Source organism: Sphingomonas sp. So64.6b, from assembly GCF_014171475.1.
Lineage (GTDB): Bacteria > Pseudomonadota > Alphaproteobacteria > Sphingomonadales > Sphingomonadaceae > Sphingomonas > Sphingomonas alpina_A.
In genome coordinates, this window is sequence record NZ_CP048817.1 from 4,237,954 (window position 1) to 4,262,532 (window position 24,579).

Here is a 24,579-nt window from a genome sequence, read left to right on the forward strand (position 1 = left end):
GACCTCGAAAGCTAGGAGTAATAGCCATGAACGGTGCGCCCGAAATCTCGACCGAAAATGCGATCTTCCGCAAACACGTCACCGTTCACGGCGTGCCGATGGCCTATGTCGATGTCGGTGAGGGCGATCCGATCGTGTTTCTCCACGGCAATCCCACGCCCTCCTATCTGTGGCGCAACATCATCCCCCATGCGCTGCCGTTCGGCCGCTGCCTCGCGCCCGATTATCCAGGCATGGGGAATTCGGGCGCTGAGCCAAACGGTGCTTATCGGCTGGTCGATCAGCAGAATTATGTGGACGGCTGGCTCGATGCGCTCGGGCTCGACCATGACGTTATCCTCGTGGTTCATGACTGGGGCTCGGCGCTTGGCTTTGACTGGGCGCGGCGTCATCCCGACAAGGTGCAGGCGATCGTGCATATGGAAGGGATCGTGCGGCCCTTCCTGTCCTGGGACGAATGGCCGGCGCTGACCCGCGATTTCTTCCGGGGGCAGCGGACGCCGGCCGGTGAGAAGATGATCCTCGAACAGAATCTGTTCATCGAATATCTGCTCCCGCTGCGCGGCCTCTCGGGCGAGGCGATGGAGGCTTACCGCAGCCATTTTCGCGTGCCGGGTGAAGCGCGCCGCCCAATGCTGGCCTGGACGCGCGACCTGCCGATCGCCGGCGAGCCGGCCGATGTCGTCGCGATCGTCGAAGCCTATTCCGCCTGGCTGATGTCCAGCCAGATCCCGAAACTGTTCATAAACGGCGACCCCGCGGGCTTTCTGATCGGCGCCCAGCGCGACTATTGCCGCGGCTTCCCCAATCAGCAGGAAGTGACGGTCGAGGGCGCGCATTTCCTGCAGGAAGATTCGCCGCGCGAAGTCGGCGAGGCCATCGCCAAATTCATCGCCGCCGTCCTGGCCGGCCGGTTCGCTGCGGCATGACCGACCTGCACTATCTGACCATCGCGGAATTGTCGGCAGCGATGGCACGCCGCGATTTGTCGCCGGTCGAGGTGGTCCAGGCGCAGCTCGATCGGATCGGCGCGCATGACGGTGCGCTGCACAGCTATGCCTGTGTGATGGCCGACGAAGCATTAGCCGCAGCCCGGCAGGCGGAAGGCGAGATCGCCATCGAAACGGTGCGCGGCCCGCTCCACGGCGTGCCGCTGGGCATCAAGGATCTGTTCTGGACCAGGGGCGTGCCAATGGCCGCCGGCACCGCGATCCATCACGACTTCCGGCCCGACCAGGACGCGACCGCAGTTCACCGGCTGCGCGAGGCGGGCGCCGTCCTGCTCGGCAAGCTCGAAATGACCGAGGGCGCCTATTCGGATTATCATCCGTCGATCACCCCGCCGGTTAATCCATGGAACGCGGATTATTGGCCGGGCATCTCGTCGAGTGGGTCGGCGGTCGCGGTCGCGGCCGGGCTTTGTTATGGCGCGCTTGCCTCCGATACCGGCGGATCGATCCGCTGGCCGGCCGCCGCCACTGGCGTTACCGGCCTCAAGCCGAGCTGGGGCCGGGTCAGCCGCCACGGCGTGTTCGAACTGGCTGCCTCGCTCGATCATGTCGGCGTGTTGACCCGTAGTGCGGCGGATGCGGGGCTGCTACTCGATGCGATCGCTGGCGCCGACCCGCTGGATCCGACAGCGGTGCAGGCGCTGGTTCCCGGTCGATATGGCGATATGGCCACCGACTTGCGCGGGATGCGGATCGGGATCGATCCGCACTGGAACGGCGACGGCGTGGATGGCGTCATTCTGCCTGCGCTCGCCGAAGCGCAGGAGACTCTTGCCGCGCTCGGCGCCGAAATCGTTGAAGTCACGGTGCCTGATGTCGATGACGCCATCGCCGATTGGCCGGCAAATTGCGCGGTCGAGGCGGCGGTCGCGCATCACGCGACCTATCCGTCACGGCGGCAGGATTATGGTGCGGTGTTCGCGGCGGTGCTCGATCACGGGCATGCTCTGTCGGCTCTGGACTATCAGCGAATCCTGCTGCGCCGCATGGCGCTTCGCGGCGCGTTCGACGCGCTGTTTGCGCGGATCGAGCTGTTGCTGACGCCAGTCCACCCTTTCGCGCCGCTTAGTCTGGCGCAAATCAGCACGCTCGGCGAGCAACCACACCTGGTCGCCCGGCTTCAGCGCTATACCTGCCCATTCAACATGACCGGCCTGCCGACCCTCACCCTGCCTGGCGGCCATGATGACGCCGGTATGCCGATCGCCTTTCAGCTGGTTGCAGGTCATCTGAATGAAGCGCGGCTGATCCGTGCCGGCATCGCCTATCAGCGCGAGACCGCCTGGCATCGGCGGCATCCGCCGGCCTGGGACGATTGATCAGGGAAATTGGAGTGAGAGCAATCCTGCGCTGGTCGCGATCACGGCTAAAGCGAGCAACCCTGTCGCGCCGCCGCTATGTTTCCTTGCCTGCCCATAGCGTTCATGCAGCATGATCAGCGCGACCGCCGCCATTACCAGAAGATGCGCCGCCCCATCGAAGCAGAAGGGTAGCGCCATCAGCGCCCAGCAAGATCCGACACAGGCGCTGGCGACCATGACGCCATGACGCGCGGCGGTCAGTTCGTGCGCGAAGCCCGGCGGGGCCATCGGCGCAGTGCCGCAGCGGTGCAGGCAGTGGCGCTTGAGGGGCGTCGTCTGCCACGCTGCCGCCAAGCCGAGCGCGATCAACGGCCCGGCCAGCGTGCTGGATGCAGTCGCCAACCGCAGCAATGACGTCAGCGCGACAAGCGGGACAATCGCCGCCATCCAGATGGCGAGATAGGCGATCAGGAAGGCCAGGACAGCACTGCCGCCGCGGCGCCCCCCGCCGCCGACACGCACCTGCGTCAGCGGCGCACGGAGCAGCGGCAGCATCATCGCGCACAGCATCACCAGCCAGGACAGGAATAGTGGCGGCAGCGGGTTGATGCGCAGCGCGATCTCGAAACTGGCCGGCACACTGGTCCAGAAATGCCCGTCCGGACCGCACAGATCGGGCAGGATCGGAATGATGCTCCACGACAGCAGAAATGCCCAGGCGAGCATGCTCGGTGCGACCAGCGGCCAGTAACGGGCGCCCCGCGCGATCACGGTGGGGCCTGTGTCCCGATCGGCGGCCAGGGCGGCACCGGACAGGTCTTCGCGGCGGGGATTTTACTGTGTACCGGCGGGTCGGGATAATATTGGGTCGTCTGCTGCACGCTTCTTGCGACCTTGCCGCCCTTGAGCATCTTGATCATCTTCAGCGCCTCGTCGAGCCCCGAGGAAATGCCACCGCCGGTCAGCCGGTCGCGATCGAGATGGAAACGCGGATGGCCCTTCACGACCTTCACGTGCTTATATGCCTTAAGGCAAGGAATGAACGCCCAGTGCGTCGTTGCGCTATAGCCGTCGAGCAGCCCGGCGGCGGCGAGCAACAGCGCGCCTTCGCACACCGACGCGACCAGCGGCGTTTTCACCGCCTGCTGCTTGAGGAAATCGAGATAGCGGCAATCCGGATCGTGGATCAGGCGCGACAGCGCCTTGGGATCGCCGCCGGGTACCCACAGGGCGTCATATTGGCGCGCTCTGGCGAAACTCCGCTCGACGCGAAACTCGAACCCGTCGCGAAACTGCACCATGCCGCGTCGCGCCGCAAGCAGATCGACTTCGATATCCGCCCAGCGGAACATCTCATGAGGCCCGGCCACATCGAGCATGTCGACATCGTCGTACACCGGGATCCCGATGATCATCGCGCCGTTCCTATCCGCTGTTGGTCAAGGGGAGATCGCCGTTGCCAGAATGGCGCGTCCGGCCAGCGCGATCCTTGAGCGTAATAGTCAGCCAGCGCGTGCGCATAATTTTCGAAGCCATGCGCGGTGATCATCGCATAGCGTCGTCGACTTTCTTCTTCCTTGCCGTCGAACATATCGGACGCGGCGTAGGCCGCCAGGATGCCCGAACGCAGCGCATGGACGATGCCGCGCGATGATAGCGGATCGGCGGCGAACAGCGTGTCTCCCGCCGCGATCCAGCGTCGCCCGATGGCGGGTTCGACCGTCGTGGTACCGGCCGACCGCACCAGCGCGCCGCCGATCCGCGCGTCGATCGGCACCAGTGCGCGCATATGGCGTGTGGCATCCAGCGCGTGCCGCCAGCCCCGGTCAGTGCGAAGCGCGAGTGCCTCGCCAAGATCGGGATCGGTCATGCACGCGACGATGCGGCGATCGCCGGGCAGGTCGGCGCTGTACCACCAGCCCTCCGGCCGTGCTTCGATCACCGTCCGATTATCCCCGGCCACGCCGTCGATGAAACGGCTATGCGCGACAAGGTCGCCATGCACCCGCACCCGCGCGCCGAACGGCCGCGCCAGTCGCCAGCTTCGCCCGGTCGCCCAGATGACCGCGCGGGCGGCGACCTCGCTGCGATCGGCAAGCGTCAGGCGCCAGCCTTCTCCCTCCGGCGCTGCGGACCGCACTGCGCTGCCTGTGGACAGCACTACACCTGCCGCCATGGCGGCAGCGGCAAGCATGCGGTCGAACCGTGCCCGGTCGAGATGCCAGCCCGGCCCTTGTGCGGAAAAAATGCTGTGGCGCTCATCAAGCTCGTCATTGGCCCAGGCCGAGGCGAGCGCGCGACCGGCGACAAAGCCTTGCGCTTCGAACGATGTCATGACGCCAAGCTGTTCGAGCAGGCTGCGTGCCACTGCCGGCAGCACTTCGCCCGGCCGTGGCGCGTCATAATCGCTTGCCTCGATCAGCCGCACCGCCAGCCCCGGCGCATGGCGGCGCAGGGTCAGCGCCGCTGCTGCTCCGGCGGGGCCACCACCGATGACCGCGATATCAGCCCTGGCGGGTGGCATAGAAGGACGCGACCACGCCCGCCGGAGAGGTACCGCCGCCGCCGCTCGAATGCGGGATGGTGCGCGTGACCGACCCGACGAATGCGGCGGTCTGCAATTCGTCGGTGCTGCTTGGCCAGACCGGCACCAGCCAGCCGATATAATCGTAGATCCATTGCTCGCCGCCGACCACGCCCTTGCCCTGGAAACGGACCGCCATCGGCGAACCGAACTCGAAACTGCCGCGCAAGTCCAGCGACCAGCCGGGTCCGCCGATCGTGCCGCCCAGTTCGGCCGGCGCGATCTCGGTGATCACCAGTGTGCCGCGCCCGAATTCGAGATCGTTGAACGCGGTATCCACGTCCGGATCGTTGAGCAGGCTGCGATAGGTCCAGCTTCCGACAAATGGATTGGTCATGGCTTAGTCTCCCGAATCTTCGACGCTGATATATTTCTGATCGGGCGAAGGGCCGGTGGCGGCTTGCGGATTGCGCACGACGAAGCCGAGCTTCGACCATTCGGTGACCATCTTCAGATCGCCGGCCGAAGTCTGCGGGATACCGCGCGCCCAGGCGCGGAACTGCAGCGTCGGTTTGCCGTCCACGACCGCCGGGACATAGACCTGCATCGGCCGGTGCGCGGGCCACCACAACGTCTCCCACGCGCGCTGTTCCTGCGTCATCAGGCTGTCGCCGACACTGTCCGGACTGAGCTGGTTCCACTCCTCATAAGTGACGTCGATCATCTGCGTGGAGCATTCGTTGAAGTCCGCCTGCCACGGCAATCCCGACAGCTTGGTCATGTCGCCCGGCTGCAGCCCGATGGTGAAATCACTGCCCTGCGACAGTGGATCGTTGATGTAGGAGACATAACCCTCCTCACCGACGCCGGCGCCCCAGCGATTGGCGTTCTGCTGCGCGGCGGTGAGCTGGAACTGATACCATTCGGGATCGGCCTTGATCCGGTACGGCGCACGCCAGATTGCCGGGTTGCGGATGATCCAGGTCACTTCGCCGCCGGGGCAGAAAGCGCCGCCAAGGCCATTCGACAACACGGCGCGATCGAGTTCGCGCCCGGTCGTCGCGGTCCAGTCCTTGTACGGCTGCCACGGATCGATCGTGTCAGGCACGAAGCCGGCGCCGACCTCATCGATGAACAGTCCCTTGGCCCATTGCCGCAGCATGAAGAGCTGCGTGTCGGTCAGGCGCAGGAACTTGCTCACCGTCTTGTTGGTGATCGGGTTATCACCGGCGAGCAGCGGCATCAGCGGTAAATGATAAGTTCGCGTCGCAGGGTTGCTGCCCAGGCGGAAGCTGTTCTCCTCGCCCGGCTTGCGCAGCAGGTCGAACAGATATTGGCGATAGCTGCGGCCGGGGTCAGTGGTCGCCTCGGCGCGCGCGGTGCCGAGCGCCTGATCGAGCAGGATTCCCGCACGATAATCGAAGGCGAGGCGGCGCAGCACCGATTCGATCGGTTCGTCGGGATTCTGCGTGCGGTCCGGCGCGTCCGGTTCCTGCCGTGACGATCCGCGCGCCAGCTTGAGCAGCGGCTTGAGGTTCGGCGATACCGCCGCCGCGACCGCGGCGATCGCCGCATCGACCGCTTCGCCCCATGCCGCGTGCGCGGCGGCATAATCGGGTGACGGTGCGGCCTCGTTCTCGCTCTGGATCAAATGCCAGCGCGCGGCAAAGGCTTCGGGAGTCTCCCCATGGATCGGCGGACAGACAGCCGCGGCAAAAGCGGCGGCCGCCGCCTTGAGCGGACCGGATGCGATATCGATCGCGTCCGCCGCCCCCGGCGCCTGAGTCGCATCGAGCTGCATCAGGCTCGGCTCGAGCGCCGTTTCGAGCAGCTTGCCCGTGCGATGCGCATCGACCGCCGCGGCCAGTTTCCTGGCCAGTGTGCGCGGCGCCATTTTCGGCGGAATGCACAAGCGGTAGGGGTCGAACGTGCCGCGGCTCGACTGGTTGTGCGGGAAATTCGACAGCTGCAGGATCGACGCGAAATAGGAGAATTCGTCGGCGCGGAACAGGATCGGCCAGATGTCGCGCCAGAACCATGGGCGATAATCCGGATTCCATTGCACCGGCCCGGCTTTCCAATGGAGCAAGGCGGGCGTGTCTTCCGGATCGATCTTCTGCGGCGCGGCGAATGTGCCGGCGGTGCCGTACATGTCGGTGCGATAGGCGAATTCGCGGATCGACATATCCTCGACCACGTCTTCAAGCGTGATCATGTCGAGCACTTCAGGCGCGTAGCGCGGATAACCGGCGAGTACCCAGGCGGGATATTCGACGTCGATATAGCGCAGCTGCCCGACATTCTCAGCCTGCATCACCAGCCGCGCCATCACTGGCCCGTCGGAGATATCGTCGAACCAGCTGTCGCTATTGGCATAGGTGTCGATGCGCGGATGGCCGAAGCCGGATGCGAACGAGCCGCTATTGCCGTGTCCGGCGAGCACCAACAGTCGCCCGTCATCGTCGGTGATCAGGTCGCCGAGCGTATCGATGTCGCGCGGTTGCATGCCGGTCGGTGGGAAATTGGCCGCATAGGCGGGATTGCCGTTGCGGCTGAAGCTCGCCTTGCGTCTTGTCTTGTGATCGACGGTCTGCGGGCCGGGATCGATGATCAGCTTTTGCCGCTCTTGCGGGTCGGTGATCGTCGGATTGCGTAAGGGGGCGTCGTTTGGATAACCGACCTCGCCGCGCAGGCCGTCGAATGTGTACCAGGCGGCCTTTTTATTGGCGAGCTGCACGCGCCACTGGATATCGACCAATGTCCCCTGGTTGCCGCCGCCTTCGATGCCATCGTTCAATTTGAGCGGGCGGCCGTCGGGATGCGCATCGTCATAGACATAGATCTGGAACCGCGCGGCCTGACGCTTGATCCGGCCCTTGCTGTCCTTGAAGGTCTTGACCGGCTTGTTGCCCTTGGCCGGATTGCCCGTGGCATCGCATTCGATCGGCAGCTGCGCCGGGCCTTCTGGCGTGATGCAGAAACCGTCGGGGCTGTCGCCGAGCCGGGCGATGCCGATCGCGGGATGGATGCGATATACCGGTGGCGACGCCATAGAATTCCCCTTTGGCCGGCGCCCAAGTCGGCGCCCCCTCCTGCTTCAATCAAGAAAGTTGAGCGATACCCCGTCGAGCCGCAGCAATTCGCGATCCTCCTCATACGAGGCGCCGATCACAACCAGGCTGACGGTCAGCGTCTTCACCCCCGTGGCGAGCAGCTTCTTCACGCAGCGCGTCACGTCGATGCGATAATTTCGCGGCGTGTTCATGCTGCGCTCGCGCCGGTCGAACTTGCGATTGTCCGCCGGGGGCAGTTCGCAATGACCGGGCCCGCCATAACATTCGCCATGCCCGAACACCGCCGCATAACCGGCATAGCCCTCGCTGGTCAGCGGGGTCGATGCATCGGCGTCGGGCGTGTTGAGGAACACCCGGATGAAGCAGGAGCGCGGCAATTGCGGCACGCGGTGCAGCCGCACCTCGGCCGAGCGGAAGCCCTTGTGCACCGCGTCGGATACCGGCAGTGGCGCCGACACGAACCGGCCGACCGGATTGGTCAGCCCGACCGGGATCATGCTGCCGCCGCGGACATATTCATAGCCGAAGCGGTGCATGTCGAGCGTATCGCGCGTCGCATAGCTCCACGGCGTCAGCGGCGAATCGAGATCGGCGGGCATTCCGTCGGGATGCTCCTGCTGCCAATTGTGCCATAGCCGGTCGATATTGGCGTGCACCGGCCAGAAGATCGGGTCGTAGGACGCGGTCAGATTGCTGAACATGTCGCCAAATTGCGGCTCGCTGTACAGATCCTCGCGCTGGTGGAATTTGCGGCCCGCGACTTGCACCGCGCGATTGCGGTCGAGTGGTGCCGCGGCATTGAATGCCGGATTGATGCCGCCGCTCCAGATATGCATCGTATTGTGCGGATTCTGGTCGATAAAGCCAAAGCTGTCGACATACAGGCTGCCCCCGCCGAAATCGCGGAAGGTCCGCAGGGACATGATCTCGTCAATGTCTTCCTGGCGCGGGTAATGGTAATGAATCCGAGTATTGATCGTCTGGCCGCTGCCGAATTCACCCGAATAGCGCAGCGGATACCACAGCGAATTCGCCTCGAGCAGCGCATCGATCAGCCGCTCGCGATAGGTGCCCTTGGTATATTTGTCGCCAATCGCCGCGCCGACCGCGGCGAGGATCTTGTTCAACGTCGCATAATGCACGCCGACCAGCGGCTGCAGCTTCTTCACCGGAAAGCCCTGGCCGGCGAGCGTGCGCAGCGAGGCTTCGGTCAGGAACGCCTTGAACGCCTCGGGCAGGATCGCTCCCTTTGACGGATCCTCGGGATTGTAGCGCGGCGCGGGAAAGTCCCACCACGGCATCGTCACATCCGGACAATGATCCTGCAGCGCCTGTTCGAATTCGTAGAGATAGACGCGGTGCCACGGCAGGAAGCGTTCCCAGCCATGCTGGCAGTGATTCTGGTGGATCAGCGCAAGGTTGTTGTAACTGCGCTTGTCGCCGACCCATTTGTTGAGATTGTAGAGCTCGCGAAAGGCGCATCGCAGCCGTTCTTTCTGTGGCTCGCTCATCGCATCGACGTCCATGCGCTGACGCAGCTCACCCTTGGCATAGGCGTACGCGCCGGGGTCGCTGGTCGGGGCGAACACCGGCCCGTTCAGCCCGATCACTTCGACCCGGGTTTCGCCGGGCACGCTGACTTCGCCGGCAATGGCGAGCGTATCGAGCAGCGCTCCGGGGCAGCCTTCGTCGATCCACGCCTCGATCCGGTCGATATCGGCAGCGGCCACCGCCGACCCGCCCCAGGGCAGGCGCGGGAATTGCGTGCCGTCGAACGGCGATTGTCCGCGCAGGCCGCGCACCAGGCCCGACTGCGCGCCGCGATCCGAGGTGCCGCCTTTGCCACAGCAGCTGCCGCCGCTCTCGGGCTCGATCAACGTCACGCCCATTACGCTCAGGCCGAGGAATTGCGCCAAGGGCAGTTCCCAGAATGCGCCGAGCGGCCCGGTCCCCGTCCCACCCGCGTCGCGCAGGATCGCCTGCACATCGCGATAGCCGAATACCGACGATACCGGGGGCTTGGCCGGTTTCGGCGCCTTGGGCGCCTTAGTGGTTGCCATGGGGATTAACCTGCGGTTGTTGCGGCGTACCGGCAGGCGCGCCGACATTGCCGTCGGGCAAGACCACGGCGACATTCTGCATCATGCCCTGATCCTCATGGTCGAGGATGTGGCAATGGAGCACGAATTCGCCGATATAGCGCTCGTACCGGGTGCGCACCTTGACCGTGTAGATGCCGGAAAAGCCCTCGGGCAGGCTGTTGCCGTTGATCAGGCTCTTGATCCACAGCGTATCCTTCCACACTCCCTTCAGCCCGGCATATTGCGGATCGACATCGCCGCCCGCATCGTCGATCGAACCGATCGCGCTGACATCCTTGCCGTTGGGATCGATGATCGAGACGATCTGGAACGGATTGACGTGGATATGGAACGGGTGGCTGACGAAATGCGACTGAAGGGTCCATTCGTCGACCCCGCCCAGCTTCAGCGCGCGGTCAAGCCGGTTGGGATCATAGGATTTCGCATCGGCCGTGACTAGCGTGTTGCCGACCTCGAACTTGGTATCGGGGGTGGAGACGTCGATGAAGAAAGTCAGCTCCTGCGTGCCGGTCACTTCGCTTGCCTCGATCGTCGGATGCGGTACGAAGCGGGTGAGCTTCATGCCGTTCTTGAGATCGGCGATCACCGCTGGCTGGACATCAGCCGGGATCACCTTGGTCGCGTTGGCGACCAGCGCGTCGGTGACATAGTCGGCGACCTTGCCGGTCACCTTGGTGCCCGGCGCGACATTGACGAAGCCAAGCAGCTGCCGGCTCACCGCCAGCGCGTTGACCGTGCCCGCCTTGGGCGCCTGCGCATCGATCACGCAGTAACCGGCGGTGTCGGGGAACACGACCAGCGCGTCATAGCGATAGCCGGGCTGGAAAGTGGTCAGCTTGGTCTGTTGCCCCGCCGTCATGGTCAGACCATCGGCCGCCACCACCGAATAGGGTAACGCCTCGGTCCCGCAATTCTCGCGGATCGCCCTTTCCTCATCCTCCGCCGATTTGATCAGGCGCAGCTTCCTGGTAAGCTTGCCCGGCTTGGCCTTGAAGAATTGCAGGCTGATCGTGTCGCGCACCCCGGCATGGATCATGCGCCAGCGCTCGACCTGCCCCTGCACCGCGTTGAAATAGGGCAGGACTTCGCCGTTGAGCGAGGTGTAGCGGCCCGATGCCGGCCAGGTGCCGGGACCGAACTGATCATAATCCTCGATCACCCCGACATCGCCCGGCTCGCACAGATAGCGGCCCTTGGCGGTCTGCTTGGTCGTGCCGTGCGGATGGCCCGGCGACGGCGCGGTGCGGCAGGCGTACTGGATCTGCTGCATGACCAGGATGCGCTCGGGCATACCCGCAACGATCGTGTCGAGATCGCCATTGCTCTTCAATGTCGGCAGCCGGTCGCCGCGGATGATCAGCGCGCCGGCCATGCCGCTCGACACCTGCAATGCGGTCGATCCGTGGCGGTGGGTATGGTACCAGAAGGTGCCCGAGGGATGCTCGCCCGGGACGTTATATTCATATTGGAACTTCACGCCCGGATTGATCGACAGCAGGACATTGTCGGCATTGCCCGCCGGGTTCACCCACAGGCCATGGGTGTGGAGATTGGTGCCGTTGAAGCAATGCGGCTTGTCGGGCATGTGATCGCCCGGCGCACATCCGGGATCGGCGGGCAGCTGATTGTCGAGATTGACCCGGATCGTCTCGCCCGGCCGGATCTCGATCGTCGGCGAGACATAGGGCTTGGTCGGATCGACGTCGGTGCCGTTATAGCTGCGCAGTCGCACCTTGTCGTTCAATCCGGTAGCGGGGTTGTAGAGCTGGCCGTCGGTCATCACCACATTCAGATTGAGTACGCGCTCCCGGACCGTCGGGCCGGGCGCCGGGCGCGTCGCGTCCGGAACGGCGCTGAGCAGCATTTTCGACGCTGGCTGGCTCGAATCACTCAAAGTACGCGGATTTTCCACGGTTCGTTCGGCTTCCTGCGCGGTCGCCTGGCCGACGGATCCGATCGCCAGGGCGATTGCCAGGGTGGACAGGCTGGTTCGGGCAAGTTTGATGTCGAGATGCAGCATGATCCCCCCTCATATCTTCACACGCTTGAGTGTGGCGATGAACTTGTCCTCCCAAGGGTCGATGATGTCGAGTGTCAGGCTTGGGGGAATTGGGACCATTTTGGCTATTGATGACGCCGCTATCTCCATTATGTCGGCAATTATGGCCGATAAGTTCGGTTTTACCTTGGTCCGGCAAGTGTTGTACAAGAATGGACCGTTTTGGCTCTATGACGGTTTCGAGACTGTTAACAAAATCCATCACGACAACTTGGCCGATTGTTGCTGTGGCATTCGTCGACTGACGGGCGCGGGTCTAGGGACGGCATCGCAGCGGTCCACACTGCCTTGGCGCGTTTCGGTGTGGTCAATAGGATTGACCGCAACATCCGGATTGAAAACGGCGTCGTATTGGCCGATTTGCAGGAGCAAGGCACAGGAGCGCGACATGGGCCAGACCCTGCAAAGCTACAATATCTTTGAGACCGCGAACGGCTTTGCCGCGATCGCCTGGCATTCGACCGGTATCACCGCCTTTCGCTTGCCCGCCAGTTCGCGCGAGGCGACCGAGCGTTCGTTACTGAAACGGTTGCCGCATGCCGTCGCGGCCGACCCCCCGGCCGCGGTGGCCGAGACGATTGCCGCCGCGCGGCGTTATTTCGCCGGCGAACAAACCGATTTCTCCGATGTGCCGGTCGATCTCGGTGATCAGGCGCCGCTCTTCGCTGACATTTATGCCGCGGTCCGGCAGCTCGGCTGGGGCGAGACGACCACTTATGGTGGCGTTGCGAAGCAATTGGGCGAGGGGCCGGAAGTGGCGCGCGATGTCGGCCAGGCAATGGCCGCCAATCCCGTACCGCTGATCATCCCCTGCCACCGCGTCCTCGCGGCGGGCGGCAAGGTCGGCGGTTTCTCCGCGCCCGGCGGGTCGGACGCGAAGATGAAGATGCTGGCGATCGAAGGGATCGATCTGTCGCCACCCAAGGCTGTTCAGGCGGGATTCGCCTTTTAGCGAACGGCCGCGATTGGTTGTGGTCGGCGCTCATGGACACACTGCCGATGGCGACTTAATTGTCCGTCCGGATAACGGAACTTCGGGGGGCGGTGTGAAGGTGAAGTTGGTCGTGGCAGGGCTCGCTGTGCTGGCTGCCATCATCGTGTTTGCGCTGCTGTCGGGGCGCGGCGGCACGCCGACGGGCTCGCCGACCGCAATCGCTGTCGTCGATGGGCCGGCATCTCATGGCGCTCCCGCTCCTGCATCGGCCATAGTTTCGCCGAGTCAGACCGTGGTGCCCGACATCATAATCCGGACACGCGACCGGCTTGTCGAGAAAACCGACGATACGACGGTTGCGGTTCGCCAAGCCCGCCTTGTGGATCCCGATACCGGGCTGGTCTGCGGCATAATGACGGATGCCCGGCATAGCGCGCCGACGCGCTTCTTGTGGGTCGGCGCTGCGCAAATGCTGGCCATCGACGACGGCAGCGCTTCCTTTGCAGGTCTCCATGCGCAAAGCTGCGCGCCGCGCGCCGCATAACCGGCGCGCTCATCTTTTTCTTCCGACCTGTTCAGGCGGTTGCGGCGATGGCCGGATGATGCTTCGGTCCCTGAAAGGGATACCGACCGATCATGACATTATCGAAAAATTGGTGCTGCCGGTGGGGATTGAACCGCGCGCAGGCTCAGCTCTACGAAATCACGCGTTCGAGTGCGACTGATCTGCGCGATTGACCTGTTGGGGTGCATGGCTCGCGCCCGCCCGCGGATGCCCGGGACTATTGTACTGCGCTACCCGCCAGGTCCGGCAAGGCGCTGGCGAGCGCGTCCATGTCCGCCATGGTGTTGAACAGAGCGGGCGTCACGCGGACACAGGCGCCCCTGGCCGGTCCGACACGGTGTACGGTGAAGATGCGGTGCCGTTCGAGCAACGTCGCGGCCAAAGCGATATTGTCCGCGACGCTCGTCTTGCCCGCGACGCGGAACGCAGTGATCCCGCCGTGCAACGCGGGGTCGTCGGGCGTCAGTACCTCGATCCCCGGGATTTGCCGCGCACCGGCGACCCATCGGTTGCGCAGCATGCTCAGCCGGTCGGCGCGACGTTTGGTACCGATGCCTTGCTGAAAGGCGATCGCGGCCGGCACGGTCAATTGCGCGGCGAAATCCAGCGTGCCGGTATGAACGCGTGCCTGAACCGTGTCGCGATCGGAGGCGTCATTGGCCGGATCGCGATCGATCGCCGCTAAAGCGCGTTTGCGGACATGCAGCGCGCCGACGCCGAGCGGCGCGCCGAGCCATTTGTGGCAATTCAGCCCGACAAAATCGCAATCGAGATCGGCCAGCGCGAAATCGAGCTGACCCCAGCTATGTGCTGCGTCGACGATCGTATCGATCCCGCGTGCCCGCGCCATCGCCGCGATCTCGCGCACCGGCACGACCAGGCCGGTGCGATGGCTGAGATGCGTCAGCAGCATCAGTCTGAGCCGGGGATTGGCATTCATCGCCGCGGCATAGACATCGATGATCGATTGCCGCGTGGCAGGTTCGGGCAGTGCGATCCGCACCACCGCGACACCGCGCCGCGCGGCCAGGCTCTCCACGCATGCCTGCATGCTGTCATAATCGAGATCGGCATAGAGCACCGCATCGCCGGTCTTGAGCCGGTTATAGCCGAGAATCAGCGTCTTCAGCGCTTCGGTCGCGTTGCGGGTGAAGGCGACTTCCTCGGCGGGCACGCCAAGCGCGGCGGCCAGCCCGTCGCGCGCGGCGATCACGTCGCGCACCATGCCGCGCCGGGCATAATAGCTGGTGTCGCGATTGACTCGCTCGACCGCTTGTTCATAGGCGCGCAGCACCGGCCGGGCCATCATGCCCCAATTGCCGTTTTCGAGCTGGATGACCTCGCGCGTCACGTCATACTGTGCCGCCACATTGCGCCAAAAGGCATCGTCGTCACCGCTCGCCCCAGGTAGCACCCCGGCGTGCGCGGCGGCGGGCAACGCCACCGCACCCGCCAGCAACGCACGCCGGTCGATCGGAAAACCGGTTGCCATCAAAAGGTCACTCCAAGCCGGACATAATATTGTCCGCCATCGGTATCGTATGGCGCGTTGCGCGAATAGATCAGACCGCGCACCGCCTGATTGGTCGCTTCGTCGGGATAGGTGTTGAACACATTCTCCGCCCCGACCCGTACCGAGACATGCTCGGTCACGGCATAGCGCGCCGACACGTCGAACAAGGCGATCGACCCGAAGCGCTGGAACAACTCGCCGGTCGCATTGCCGGTCACATCGGTCCAGGCACCATAATAGCGCCCGCGCGCCAGCAGCGAGACCGGGCCGATATCATAGCCGATCGTCGCCGTGCCATTATGTTTGGGCAAACGCTCCTCGAAGATCCGGCGCTGCGTGTCGTTGGGAATCGCTGCGGACACGCCGGTCCTCACCCTGGTCTGGTTGTAGTTATAGGCAAGGCTCAGATTGGCGCGCCCCGGACCGACCCGATGCGTATAGGACAGCACTGCATCCACACCGCGTGTCCGCGTGCCGAAGTCGTTGGTGAAGAAGCTGACCGCAGTGAAGCGCTGCGGATTGGGGAAGGTGGGCGGTACGGCGAAGGTCCGCGACTGGCTGAAGCGATCCTCGACGTCGATCTGGTACAAATCGATGCTGCCGCTGAGACCGAAGCCGCTCTGGAAGGTCAGACCCGCTGTGGCGGTGCGCGACTTTTCCGGCGTCAGCGGCTTGGCGCCGAGCGCGACAGCCAGTGGGTCGGTCGGCGACAGACGGCCCTGGTTGAAGATTTGCAGCGTCACCGTGTCGAGGCCCTGGGTAGTCTGGGACGTATTGAGCTGGGCCGGTGTCGGCGCGCGGAAGCCGGTCGAATAGGTTGCGCGCGCCGCGATCCCCTTGATCGGCTCGATTCGTGCCGCGAACTTGTAGTTGAACGTGTTGCCGAACTCGGAGAAATCCTCATAGCGCCCCGCAGCGCCGAGCGTCAGCATTTCGACCGGTTTCCACTCCAGGTCGAGATAGCCGGCATAGCTGGTCTGGCCAAAGGTGCCGGCCACCGCCGGGCTGAACCCCGGAAAGCCATTCGAATTGGGGGCAAGGCCGGTCGCCGCACCCGGGCCGACCGCATAGGAAGCGGGGTCGCCGGCGGAGACCTGATAGGTCTCGACCCGGCGTTCGGCGCCGAACGCGATATTGACCGGGTCGGCGGTGCCGACCGGCAGGCGATAGACGAAATCTGCATTCAGGTTGAATTCGCGCTGCTCCAGCCGGCCGAGATAGAAGCTGGTCGGGCTGAGCGGGCCAAGTGAGGCATTCAGGCTTTCGTTCAGCGTATAGTCGATCCGACTGCGGCCGGCTGCCGCGCTGATATCATAGGTAAAGCGCTCGCCGATCGCGCCCCGCACGCCGCCATTCGCCTGGTAGTCGCTGAACGTCGTGCTGAAACGCGGCGTGAAGCCGACCGGATATAGGGTGAGGAAGGAAAAGCCGGGAAAAGCGGTGCTGGTATTGAACACGCTGCCCGTGCCGGCCGGGTTGCGCCAGTTGAAATCGGTCACGCCCTCGCCCTGCTGCGCGGTGCCAAAGGCATAAAGGGTTGTCGCATCCGACAGGTCGTAATGAGCGTCGAGGGCACCACGGATACGCTCTTCGTCGGGCTGGCCCCAGCGCTGCACCGGATTGGGCACCGCCAGCGTCGGGTTGGCGTTCTGGAACAGGACGGCGTCGGGCCGCTGCCGCGTGCGCGATGTCGCTTCGCTATGGTCATATTCGCCGGTGATGACGAGCATGCCGCGGTCTCCCAGAGCGATACCGCCACGTGCGCCGACTTGATATTCCTTCCCATCGCCGCGATCATATTGGGAGAACTGGCCAAATGCATCCATGCCGACGGTGTCGTCGAGGATGATGTTGACCACGCCGGCGATCGCGTCGGAGCCGTACTGCGCCGACGCGCCATCGCGCAGCACCTCGATCCGCTTGATCGCCAGCGACGGGACGCCGGCCAGATCGGGCGCCTGCGCACCCCGGGTTCCGAGCAGCGCGGAGCGGTGATAGCGCTTGCCGTTTATCAGGACGAGCGTTTGGTCAGCTGACAGGCCGCGCAGCGACGCGGGACGCACGAATGCCTGGCCATCGGCGGCGGGCAGGCGCTGGACGTTGAACGAGGGCAGCAGTTGCGCCAGCGTGTCGGACAGGTCGCCCGAAACGCTCGACCGCACCGCGTCCGCCGACAGCACGTCGACCGGCGCCAGCGTGTCGAACTGAGTCCGTGACCGGTCGCGCGTGCCCGTCACGACGATATCGCCGATCGGCTCCGGCGCATCGGCGGCCGCTTCCGACCCGGAAAATGGCGGTCCGGATTGGGCTTGCGTCTGAGCAAAAGCGGGTGCGCAGGCGAATTGCAGCGCGATGATCGCGCTGCCGGTCTTGAACTTCATGAAACCCTCCCACCTGACCGAATGGATTGCCAAGTCGAGGCGGCTGTTAGGCACTCTATTGTTCAGCGCCGTGACGTTTGGAGCTCAGTTTTATTACATAGTAGGGACGTCGTGCCTCGGTGGCTGACACATTGGCCGGGCGCTTGAGCGTTGTGCGGGCTGAGCGCTGACCTGATCCTCGCACTGCGCGGCAAAGAAGATCATGATGCATTTCGGAACCCGTTGCTACGCGGCCGACCGCTTTCGCCGATGCTCTCGCGGCGAAGGTTCCCCGAAGGGAAACATCCAGTGCTTGATCTGCAGAGAAAAATGGTGCTGCCGGTGAGGATTGAACTCACGACCTCAGCCTTACCAAGGATGCGCTCTACCACTGAGCTACGGCAGCATACCGGTCTTGCGAGCGGAGCGCGCCTAAGAGACGAGGGCGGCAGGATTGTCAAGGCGAAGGCGCTGTTATGAGTGATAAGGACGAAAAGGCTGCACGACTGGCAGCGGCGCTGCGCGAGAATTTGAAGCGCCGCAAGGCGCAGGCCCGCGGTGGCGACGCGCCTGTCGTGCCGCGCGACGACAAGGCCAAGCCGGATGATAAGGCCGGATAACCGGTTTTCCGTCGCAGGGCGCGAATCACCCGTTCGGCCCGGCGTCGCCGTTAACCGATCGGCGCGCATTTTTCTTCGAGCCAGTCGAGCTCGTCGCCGTCCATTTGCGGCCCGAGAATCTCCAGCACGCGGGCATGATAGGCGTTGAGCCAGCCGCGCTCGGCCGAGGTGAGCATTTCGGGCACGATCAGGCTGCGTTCGATCGGGCAGAAGGTCAAAGTCTCGAACCCGAGCATGACCGCGTCGCCGCCGGCGATCTCGCGTTCCTCGACCAGGATCAGATTCTCGATGCGGATGCCGTACTCGTCCGCCTTGTAATAGCCGGGTTCGTTCGAGATGATCATGCCGGCCCGCAGCGGCTCGCTCGGGCCGCCGCCGGGATAGTTTGGCTGGGCGATGCGCTGCGGCCCTTCATGCACCGACAGATAGGCGCCGACGCCATGACCGGTGCCATGCGCATAATCGAGCCCTGCCTCCCACAACGGCCGCCGCGCGAACCCGTCGAGCTGTCCGCCATTGGTGCCGGGCGGAAAGATCGCGGTGGCGAGGCCGATATGGCCCTTGAGCACGCGGGTGAAGCGGTCGCGCATTTCCTCTGTGGGCTGACCGATCGGTAGCACGCGCGTCACATCGGTCGTGCCATCGGCATATTGCCCGCCCGAATCGACCAGATAAAGCTGGCCGAGTTCCAGCGGGGCGTTCGAATCGGGTGTCGAATGATAATGTGGGCTCGCGCCATGCCCGCCGGTGGCGGAAATGGTGTCGAACGACGTGTCCTTGAGCACGCCGGTCGCTTCGCGGAATTCCTGCAGCTTGGCGACGCAGCTAAGTTCGGTTTGCCCGCCCTTGGGCGCTTCGGCTTCGACCCAGCGCAGGAACCGCGCCAACGCCGCGCCATCGCGCGCCGATGCGGCGCGGTGGCCGGCGATTTCGACCGGGTTCTTCGTCGCCTTGGCCAGCACCACCGGGTCTCGCAACGCCAGGACCTTCGCCCCGCCCTGTTCGAGCCGGTCGAAAATCGCCGCGACCGCGCGTTCCGGGTCGACGGCTATGCGCTTGCCGGCATAGCCGCTGAGTGTCGCCGGAAAAGCCGCGCGATCCTGTACGCGGATCGCATTGCCAAGATGCTGGCGCACCGTCTCGTCGACCTTGTCCGGCGCGACGAACAGGTCGGCGGTGCCGTCGGCATCGACGATCGCGTAAGCGAGCGCGACCGGCGTATGCGCGACATCCTGCCCGCGCACATTGAGCGTCCAGGCGATCGAATCGAGCGCGGTCAGCACCACGGCATCTGCCTTGCGCTCGGCCAGCCAGTCGGCAATCTCCGCGCGTTTCGTGGCGGATGAAGCGCCGGCCTGCGCATCGGCCTGCACCACCAGCCGCGCATCGCTTGGCGAGGGACGGTCGGGCCATACCGCATCGATCGGATTAGTATCTACCGCGACCAGCTCGGCGCCGCGCGCGGCAAGCGCCTTTTTCGCCTCTGCGACCCAGGTGCTGGTGTGCAGCCAGGGATCATAACCGATCCGCCCACCCGTGGCGGCATGCTCGCCGAGCCAGCCGGCAACGCTGGTCGCGGGCACCGACACGAACTGCCAGTGATCGCCATCGACTTGCTGGCGTACCTGCAATGTGTAGCGCCCGTCAGTGAAGATCGCCGCCTGTTCCGGCAGGACGACGGCGCTGCCCGCCGATCCCTGGAACCCGGTCAGCCAGGCGAGCCGCTGCGCATAAGCGCCGACATATTCAGACATATGTTCATCGGTCAGCGGTACGACGAACCCGTCGAGACGGTCGCGCTTCAATTGTTCACGAAGGGCGGAAAGGCGATCGGCATAGCTGGACATGGGGAGATCCGGGACGAAGCGTTATTGATCGGCCATCCTTAAACCGCCCGATCCGGCTTGGCGACTGGCACCCGGCTCAGCCGCCACCGCACCCGCCGCATCCGCCACCGCCGCAACCGCTTCCGCCGCCACCGCCGCTATCGCCACCACCGCCACTGGATCCTCCGTCACTCCCCGACTGGCGCATGGTGTGAAAGCCCGACCAGCTCGACCCGACCAGCACCGTCGTCCCGAACAAGGCGACGGCGAGATCGCTCTCCTGCGGCAAAGGTGCGCGGCGCAGGCGATCGGCCTGGTCTCGCGCGCGGCTGAGGACGGCGCGACCGCCTCGGGTCAGCCGGTCGAGGCGGACCCAGCGGATGACTGCGAGCACTGCGGTGATCACCAGCAGAATCGTCAGGAAACCGACCGGCTTTTCGCGCAGTGTTCCCACTTCCCATTTGGTCGCGCCGAAGGCGAGCAGCATCAGATAGGGCAAGGTTTGCCAGAAGCGCATCTGGCGCATCGTCGCCTGGTCCATCAGCAATCCGCGGGCGATCAGCTCGCGTTCGACCGGCGCGGCATTATCGGCGATGGTTGTGGCAAGCGTCGGCCAGCGGAGCGGTGGGGGGAGCGCGAGTACCGCGCGTTCGAGCGCATTCTGTCCGCTGGGCAAGCCGCCGATCGCGAAGCCATGCTTGTCGGGAACCGCGAGGAGCCCCTTTTGCAGCATCCGGGTGACGACCGTATCGGCGAGGCGCATCTTGCCGCCGCCGAGCAGCGCGAGCTGATCCGGATCGTTGATCACGCTGTCGCGCCCTTCGGGCTTCAGCCAGCGCGGGATGATCCGCCCGGCGGCGATCACCAGGAATAGCAGGGTGATATAGAGAAGCAGGAATTCGGGTCCGGGCAAGTCGAAAGGTCCGAGCGACATCACGTCTTCTCCTTCACGTCAGGGACAACCACAAGATCGAAATCGTCAGGAGGGCAAGCGCACCGGATGCGGCCAGCGTCGTCCGGCGCGGCAGGATAAAGGCCGTGGCGGGGTCAACACGGCGCGCAAGCGGGTCTCGAAAGAAACGGCGTCGGGCATCGGGCCAGACCTCCCCTGGCGGCGCCTGGCCGAACCAGTGTTCATAGGCCGCAAGCGTCGCGGCATATTGGTCGAAGAAGCGGTGCTGCTCGTCCGCGCCGCCGGCGGTCGGGCCGTGATGTAGCGGCCGCCCGATGACGGTCGGGCAGAAGCGCTCCCAATAATCTCGCGTGTAGGTAAGGTGCAGGTGCCACGCCTGGTCGACCGCGTCGGACGGGGTCACCTCATGCCCGGCAACCGTCGCGAGAAAGACGAAGCGGCGATACTCTTCGATCACGCGGGGCGTGAAATCGGCGCGCCAGCCATTCTCGCGCGCCAGGCGCTGCTCGAAGGAGAGCGAGGCGGTTTCGGGGCCAATGATGTAATGGGAGAGCTTCGACCAGACTGGGTGGTCAAGGACCGCAGAGGGCAGACGCGGGGTCTCGCTCATTTATTATTCCTACTAATTCAATATGATTTATTTGTCAAGGGATAGGCCGCGATCGGGCCGCTGTTCGCGAGACGTGCGGGTCAGGCGCGCGATAGCGGATTCGTGTCGAAGGCCGTGATCTCGTCCGGAAGGATGAGCCAGCGATGACTTTCCTTCATCCAGACTGCTTGCTCCGGCGGCGGAAAGTTCGGATCGGCAAACGCGCCGGCGGCAACGCCGATCAGATGCGGCATCCGCGCCGGCTCCCAGAACAGGTTCGAGCCGCACTGGGGACAGAAATGAAACGCGACCGGAAAACCACTGGCGGATTGGCGTTCGAAGCTGTGCGTCGTGCCACGCTCGATCGTCACCTGGTCACGCTCATAAAAGACCGCGATGCTGAACAGGCTGCCGGTCCGGCGTTGGCACTGCACGCAATGGCACATGGAAATCTTTCGCGGTTCACCCGCGCATATCAGGTCGAGCTGCCCGCAATGGCAGCTGGCGGTGCGGGAGATCATGCGTCCGGTCCAGTGATGGTGAAACTCACCATGGTCTTCTATGCCTTTGACCCTGCCGGGCAACTCGGGCCGGTGCGATTGAACCTCCATAGACCAGGGCAATCGGCATCGCAGGCTTAGACAAGCCCGGCCACCACGCTAAGAGGCGGGAATGACAGTCTCAACGCCTCCGATCGCCGAACGGCGCCCTTACAGCTTCACCACCCATGACGTCACCATCGACGACCATTATGCGTGGCTCAAGGATCCGGGTTATCCGGACGTCACCGACAAGGATGTGCTCGCCTATCTCGAGGCCGAGAACGCCTATTTCGAAAGCATGATGGCGCCGCACAAGGCACTGACCGACCGGCTCTATGAAGAGATGAAGGGGCGCATCAAGGAGGATGATTCGTCGGTCCCGCAAAAGGATGGCGACTGGCTCTACTGGACTGCGTTCGAGACCGGCGGCGAGTATCGCAAATGGTGGCGCAAGCCCGTGGCGGGCGGCGAGGACGTGCTGATCCTCGATGAACCGGCATTGGCCGAGGGCAAGGAATATTTCCGCCTTGGCGCTTTCTCGGTCAGCGAGGACGGGCGCTACCTCGCTTATGCGATCGACGATAACGGGTCGGAACGCTTCGAAGTACGGGTCAAGGATCTGACCACCGGCAATCATCTGCCCGACGTGATTCCCGGCATGTTGTCGGAGATCGTCTGGACGACCGATTCGACCGGCTTCCTTTACGGTCTGGCCAATGAGCAATGGCGCACCGACAATGTCCGCTATCACCGGCTCGGCACGCCGATCAGCGACGATGTCGAACTGTTCAAGGAGGCCGATGAAGGCTTCCGCGTCGGCGTGTCGGAAACCAGTTCGCGCAAATGGACCGTCATCGCCAGCGGCGACCATGTGACGAGCGAAATCTGGCTGCTCCCCGCCAACGAGCCGTTGGCCACGCCGTTGCTGGTGTCGGCGCGCCAGGTCGGGCGCGAATATGATGTCGATGAGCATGACGGCACTTTGTTCATCCACACCAACGACACCGATCCGAATTTCCGCCTGTGCACCGCAAGCATCGAGGCGCCCGGCGAATGGACTGAGCTGATCGGTCCGTCGCGCCATTTCTACATGACCGGAGTCGAGTGTTTCCGCGACTTCTTCATCGTCGATGGACGCGAAGACGGTCTCGATCAGATCGAGATCCATCGCTATGACGGCGGCCTGCCCAAACGCATCGCCTTCCCCGAGGCGAGCTATGATGCGGGCCTCGGCAACAATCCCGAATATGACATGCAGGTGCTGCGCGTCGGTTATGAATCGATGGTCACCCCGGGCACCGAATATGATTATGACGTCGCCACCGGCACGCTGACCACACTCAAGGTGCAGGAGATCCCGAGCGGATACGACGCGAGCAAATACGCGACCGAGCGGCTCAAGATCACCGCGCGCGACGGCACCGAGGTGCCGGTGTCGATCGTCTATCCGAAGGATTTTCCGCGCGACGGATCGGCACCGCTCTTTCTCTATTCCTACGGCGCTTATGGTTACGCGATCCCGCCGGGCTTCTCGACCGGACGGCTGTCGCTGCTCGATCGCGGCTTTGCCTATGCCATCGCGCATATCCGCGGCGGCGACGACCTCGGTCAGCAATGGTATCTCGACGGCAAGCTCGACAAACGCGCCAACACTTTCAACGACTTTGTCGATGTCGCGAAGGGCCTGATCGCCGAGCGCTGGACCAGTGCGGGCAAGATCGCGATCGCCGGGCGTTCGGCCGGCGGTGAGTTGATGGGCGCGGTGGTCAATTCCGACCCTGAGCTCTGGGGCGCGGTGATCGCCGATGTGCCGTTCGTCGATGTGCTCAACACCATGCTCGACGCGGATCTGCCGCTGACCCCGGGCGAATGGCCCGAATGGGGCAATCCGATCGAGGACAAGGCGGCGTTCGACCTGATCCGTGGTTATTCGCCGTACGACCAGGTCAAGCGCCAGGATTACCCGCCGATGTTCATTTCGGGCGGGCTCAACGATCCGCGCGTGACCTATTGGGAACCGGCGAAATGGGCGGCGAAACTGCGTGAGATGAAGACCGACGACAATGTCCTGCTGCTCAAGACCAATATGGGCGCCGGCCATGGCGGCAAGTCGGGCCGGTTCGAAAGCCTGCGCGAAGCGGCCGAGGAACATGCGTTCGTGCTGTGGCAGCTGGGGGTCGAAGCCTGATCCATGGTCTTCACTCTCGCCATCACTGCGACCCCTGACGACATCGATGAACTCGGTCACGTCAACAATGCGGTGTGGGTGAAGTGGATTCAGGACATCGCCGTCGCGCACTGGACCGTGATCGCGTCGGCGGAGCAGCAGGCGGCCTATATCTGGGTCGTGACGCGGCATGAGATCGATTATCGCGGTAACGTCGCCGTCGGCGAGACGGTGACCGGCGAAACCTGGGTGCCGGAACCGCCAAGGGGCGCGCGCTTCGACCGCCATGTGCGGTTCACCGGAGCCGACGGTAAGGTGAAGGTCGAGGCGGTGTCGACCTGGGCGCTGCTCGATCGCGCGACGGGGCGGTTGTTGCGGGTGCGGCCGGAGCTTGCGGCGCCGTTCCTCGAATTTCCCTCTCCCCCTGTGGGAGAGGGAGGGAGGAGCGAAGCGACGGAAGGGTGAGGGGGAGTAGAGTGC

At 64.3% G+C, this 24,579-nt stretch carries 20 protein-coding genes and 1 tRNA gene; 7 read left to right on the forward strand and 14 right to left on the reverse strand.

All coding sequences use genetic code 11. The features are described 5' to 3' along the window. Positions 1-26 precede the first annotated feature (26 nt). Together G4G27_RS20385 and G4G27_RS20390 are read left to right on the forward strand one after the other, a co-directional pair. Positions 27-929 (forward strand): haloalkane dehalogenase, encoded by a 903-nt coding sequence (locus tag G4G27_RS20385; RefSeq protein ID WP_183110328.1) that lies wholly within the window; start codon positions 27-29, stop codon positions 927-929. Then, entirely contained in the window at positions 926-2,329 is a 1,404-nt protein-coding gene (locus G4G27_RS20390) for an amidase (RefSeq protein ID WP_183110329.1), read from the forward strand. The genes G4G27_RS20385 and G4G27_RS20390 overlap by 4 nt, the downstream gene beginning before the upstream one ends. Here the strand turns inward: G4G27_RS20390 and G4G27_RS20395 are convergent, their stop codons facing one another. The 7 genes from G4G27_RS20395 to G4G27_RS20425 are packed head-to-tail and all read right to left on the reverse strand — an operon-like array spanning position 2,330 to position 12,031. Next, positions 2,330-3,082, reverse strand: a complete 753-nt coding sequence (locus G4G27_RS20395) for a DUF2182 domain-containing protein (protein WP_183110330.1) — start codon at positions 3,080-3,082, stop codon at positions 2,330-2,332. After that, positions 3,079-3,726, reverse strand: coding sequence for a DJ-1/PfpI family protein (locus tag G4G27_RS20400; RefSeq protein ID WP_183110331.1), 648 nt, complete (start codon positions 3,724-3,726; stop codon positions 3,079-3,081). Before G4G27_RS20400 ends, G4G27_RS20395 begins: the two co-directional genes overlap by 4 nt. Beyond that, a complete protein-coding gene (locus tag G4G27_RS20405) occupies positions 3,723-4,835 on the reverse strand; it encodes an FAD-dependent oxidoreductase (RefSeq protein WP_183110332.1) in 1,113 nt (370 codons plus the stop codon). Before G4G27_RS20405 ends, G4G27_RS20400 begins: the two co-directional genes overlap by 4 nt. Beyond that, a complete protein-coding gene (locus G4G27_RS20410; RefSeq protein ID WP_183110333.1) occupies positions 4,816-5,232 on the reverse strand; it encodes a hypothetical protein in 417 nt (138 codons plus the stop codon). The genes G4G27_RS20405 and G4G27_RS20410 overlap by 20 nt, the downstream gene beginning before the upstream one ends. Positions 5,233-5,235: 3 nt before the next feature. Beyond that, a complete protein-coding gene (locus G4G27_RS20415) occupies positions 5,236-7,887 on the reverse strand; it encodes a LodA/GoxA family CTQ-dependent oxidase (protein WP_183110334.1) in 2,652 nt (883 codons plus the stop codon). Between the two features lie 45 nt (positions 7,888-7,932). Beyond that, positions 7,933-9,969, reverse strand: a complete 2,037-nt coding sequence (locus G4G27_RS20420; protein ID WP_183110335.1) for a tyrosinase family protein — start codon at positions 9,967-9,969, stop codon at positions 7,933-7,935. Next, positions 9,956-12,031, reverse strand: a complete 2,076-nt coding sequence (locus G4G27_RS20425) for a multicopper oxidase domain-containing protein (RefSeq protein WP_183110336.1) — start codon at positions 12,029-12,031, stop codon at positions 9,956-9,958. The genes G4G27_RS20420 and G4G27_RS20425 overlap by 14 nt, the downstream gene beginning before the upstream one ends. 427 nt (positions 12,032-12,458) lie before the next feature. Between G4G27_RS20425 and G4G27_RS20430 the strand changes: the two genes are divergently transcribed. Together G4G27_RS20430 and G4G27_RS20435 are read left to right on the forward strand one after the other, a co-directional pair. Next, complete coding sequence (locus G4G27_RS20430) at positions 12,459-13,022, forward strand: methylated-DNA--[protein]-cysteine S-methyltransferase (protein ID WP_183110337.1); 564 nt, start codon at positions 12,459-12,461, stop codon at positions 13,020-13,022. A gap of 94 nt (positions 13,023-13,116) precedes the next feature. Further along, complete coding sequence (locus G4G27_RS20435; RefSeq protein WP_183110338.1) at positions 13,117-13,548, forward strand: hypothetical protein; 432 nt, start codon at positions 13,117-13,119, stop codon at positions 13,546-13,548. Positions 13,549-13,786: 238 nt separating this feature from the next. On the opposite strand, the gene G4G27_RS20440 is transcribed toward G4G27_RS20435, so the two are convergent. The 3 genes from G4G27_RS20440 to G4G27_RS20450 all read right to left on the reverse strand — a co-directional run bounded on the left by G4G27_RS20440 (position 13,787) and on the right by G4G27_RS20450 (position 17,848). Continuing rightward, on the reverse strand, positions 13,787-15,061 hold the full coding sequence (locus G4G27_RS20440) for an aminotransferase class V-fold PLP-dependent enzyme (RefSeq protein WP_183110339.1): 1,275 nt from the start codon (positions 15,059-15,061) through the stop codon (positions 13,787-13,789). Next, complete coding sequence (locus G4G27_RS20445) at positions 15,061-17,463, reverse strand: TonB-dependent receptor (protein WP_183110340.1); 2,403 nt, start codon at positions 17,461-17,463, stop codon at positions 15,061-15,063. Before G4G27_RS20445 ends, G4G27_RS20440 begins: the two co-directional genes overlap by 1 nt. Positions 17,464-17,773: 310 nt before the next feature. Next, positions 17,774-17,848, reverse strand: a tRNA-Thr gene (locus tag G4G27_RS20450). Positions 17,849-17,918: 70 nt separating this feature from the next. On the opposite strand from G4G27_RS20450, the gene G4G27_RS20455 reads away from it, so the two are divergent. After that, positions 17,919-18,062, forward strand: a complete 144-nt coding sequence (locus G4G27_RS20455; RefSeq protein WP_183110341.1) for a hypothetical protein — start codon at positions 17,919-17,921, stop codon at positions 18,060-18,062. 50 nt (positions 18,063-18,112) lie between these two features. Here the strand turns inward: G4G27_RS20455 and G4G27_RS20460 are convergent, their stop codons facing one another. From G4G27_RS20460 to G4G27_RS20475, 4 genes are all read right to left on the reverse strand, one after another. Then, positions 18,113-19,909: an aminopeptidase P family protein gene (locus G4G27_RS20460; protein WP_183110342.1), complete on the reverse strand. Its 1,797-nt coding sequence runs from the start codon at positions 19,907-19,909 to the stop codon at positions 18,113-18,115. 76 nt (positions 19,910-19,985) lie between these two features. Further along, on the reverse strand, positions 19,986-20,822 hold the full coding sequence (locus tag G4G27_RS20465) for a TIGR04222 domain-containing membrane protein (protein ID WP_183110343.1): 837 nt from the start codon (positions 20,820-20,822) through the stop codon (positions 19,986-19,988). A gap of 13 nt (positions 20,823-20,835) precedes the next feature. Then, positions 20,836-21,411: a hypothetical protein gene (locus G4G27_RS20470; RefSeq protein ID WP_183110344.1), complete on the reverse strand. Its 576-nt coding sequence runs from the start codon at positions 21,409-21,411 to the stop codon at positions 20,836-20,838. An 80-nt stretch (positions 21,412-21,491) separates the two neighbouring features. Then, positions 21,492-22,001, reverse strand: coding sequence for a GFA family protein (locus tag G4G27_RS20475; protein WP_244624437.1), 510 nt, complete (start codon positions 21,999-22,001; stop codon positions 21,492-21,494). A gap of 61 nt (positions 22,002-22,062) precedes the next feature. On the opposite strand from G4G27_RS20475, the gene G4G27_RS20480 reads away from it, so the two are divergent. Both G4G27_RS20480 and G4G27_RS20485 read left to right on the forward strand, forming a co-directional pair. Beyond that, the gene (locus G4G27_RS20480; protein WP_183110346.1) at positions 22,063-24,120 is read left to right on the forward strand and encodes a S9 family peptidase; all 2,058 of its coding nucleotides are present in this window, start codon (positions 22,063-22,065) and stop codon (positions 24,118-24,120) included. Between the two features lie 3 nt (positions 24,121-24,123). After that, the gene (locus G4G27_RS20485; RefSeq protein ID WP_183110347.1) at positions 24,124-24,564 is read left to right on the forward strand and encodes an acyl-CoA thioesterase; all 441 of its coding nucleotides are present in this window, start codon (positions 24,124-24,126) and stop codon (positions 24,562-24,564) included. Positions 24,565-24,579 lie beyond the last annotated feature (15 nt).

What these genes read in the sequence shown, in the direction of transcription:
- G4G27_RS20385 (WP_183110328.1), top strand. Translation starts at nt 27, where the DNA reads ATGAACGGTGCGCCCGAAATCTCGACCGAAAATGCGATCTTCCGCAAA.
- G4G27_RS20390 (WP_183110329.1), top strand. Translation starts at nt 926, where the DNA reads ATGACCGACCTGCACTATCTGACCATCGCGGAATTGTCGGCAGCGATG.
- G4G27_RS20400 (WP_183110331.1), bottom strand. Translation starts at nt 3,726, where the DNA reads ATGATCATCGGGATCCCGGTGTACGACGATGTCGACATGCTCGATGTG.
- G4G27_RS20405 (WP_183110332.1), bottom strand. Translation starts at nt 4,835, where the DNA reads ATGCCACCCGCCAGGGCTGATATCGCGGTCATCGGTGGTGGCCCCGCC.
- G4G27_RS20410 (WP_183110333.1), bottom strand. Translation starts at nt 5,232, where the DNA reads ATGACCAATCCATTTGTCGGAAGCTGGACCTATCGCAGCCTGCTCAAC.
- G4G27_RS20415 (WP_183110334.1), bottom strand. Translation starts at nt 7,887, where the DNA reads ATGGCGTCGCCACCGGTATATCGCATCCATCCCGCGATCGGCATCGCC.
- G4G27_RS20420 (WP_183110335.1), bottom strand. Translation starts at nt 9,969, where the DNA reads ATGGCAACCACTAAGGCGCCCAAGGCGCCGAAACCGGCCAAGCCCCCG.
- G4G27_RS20425 (WP_183110336.1), bottom strand. Translation starts at nt 12,031, where the DNA reads ATGCTGCATCTCGACATCAAACTTGCCCGAACCAGCCTGTCCACCCTG.
- G4G27_RS20430 (WP_183110337.1), top strand. Translation starts at nt 12,459, where the DNA reads ATGGGCCAGACCCTGCAAAGCTACAATATCTTTGAGACCGCGAACGGC.
- G4G27_RS20440 (WP_183110339.1), bottom strand. Translation starts at nt 15,061, where the DNA reads ATGGCAACCGGTTTTCCGATCGACCGGCGTGCGTTGCTGGCGGGTGCG.
- G4G27_RS20445 (WP_183110340.1), bottom strand. Translation starts at nt 17,463, where the DNA reads ATGAAGTTCAAGACCGGCAGCGCGATCATCGCGCTGCAATTCGCCTGC.
- G4G27_RS20455 (WP_183110341.1), top strand. Translation starts at nt 17,919, where the DNA reads ATGAGTGATAAGGACGAAAAGGCTGCACGACTGGCAGCGGCGCTGCGC.
- G4G27_RS20460 (WP_183110342.1), bottom strand. Translation starts at nt 19,909, where the DNA reads ATGTCCAGCTATGCCGATCGCCTTTCCGCCCTTCGTGAACAATTGAAG.
- G4G27_RS20465 (WP_183110343.1), bottom strand. Translation starts at nt 20,822, where the DNA reads ATGTCGCTCGGACCTTTCGACTTGCCCGGACCCGAATTCCTGCTTCTC.
- G4G27_RS20470 (WP_183110344.1), bottom strand. Translation starts at nt 21,411, where the DNA reads ATGAGCGAGACCCCGCGTCTGCCCTCTGCGGTCCTTGACCACCCAGTC.
- G4G27_RS20475 (WP_244624437.1), bottom strand. Translation starts at nt 22,001, where the DNA reads ATGGAGGTTCAATCGCACCGGCCCGAGTTGCCCGGCAGGGTCAAAGGC.
- G4G27_RS20480 (WP_183110346.1), top strand. Translation starts at nt 22,063, where the DNA reads ATGACAGTCTCAACGCCTCCGATCGCCGAACGGCGCCCTTACAGCTTC.
- G4G27_RS20485 (WP_183110347.1), top strand. Translation starts at nt 24,124, where the DNA reads ATGGTCTTCACTCTCGCCATCACTGCGACCCCTGACGACATCGATGAA.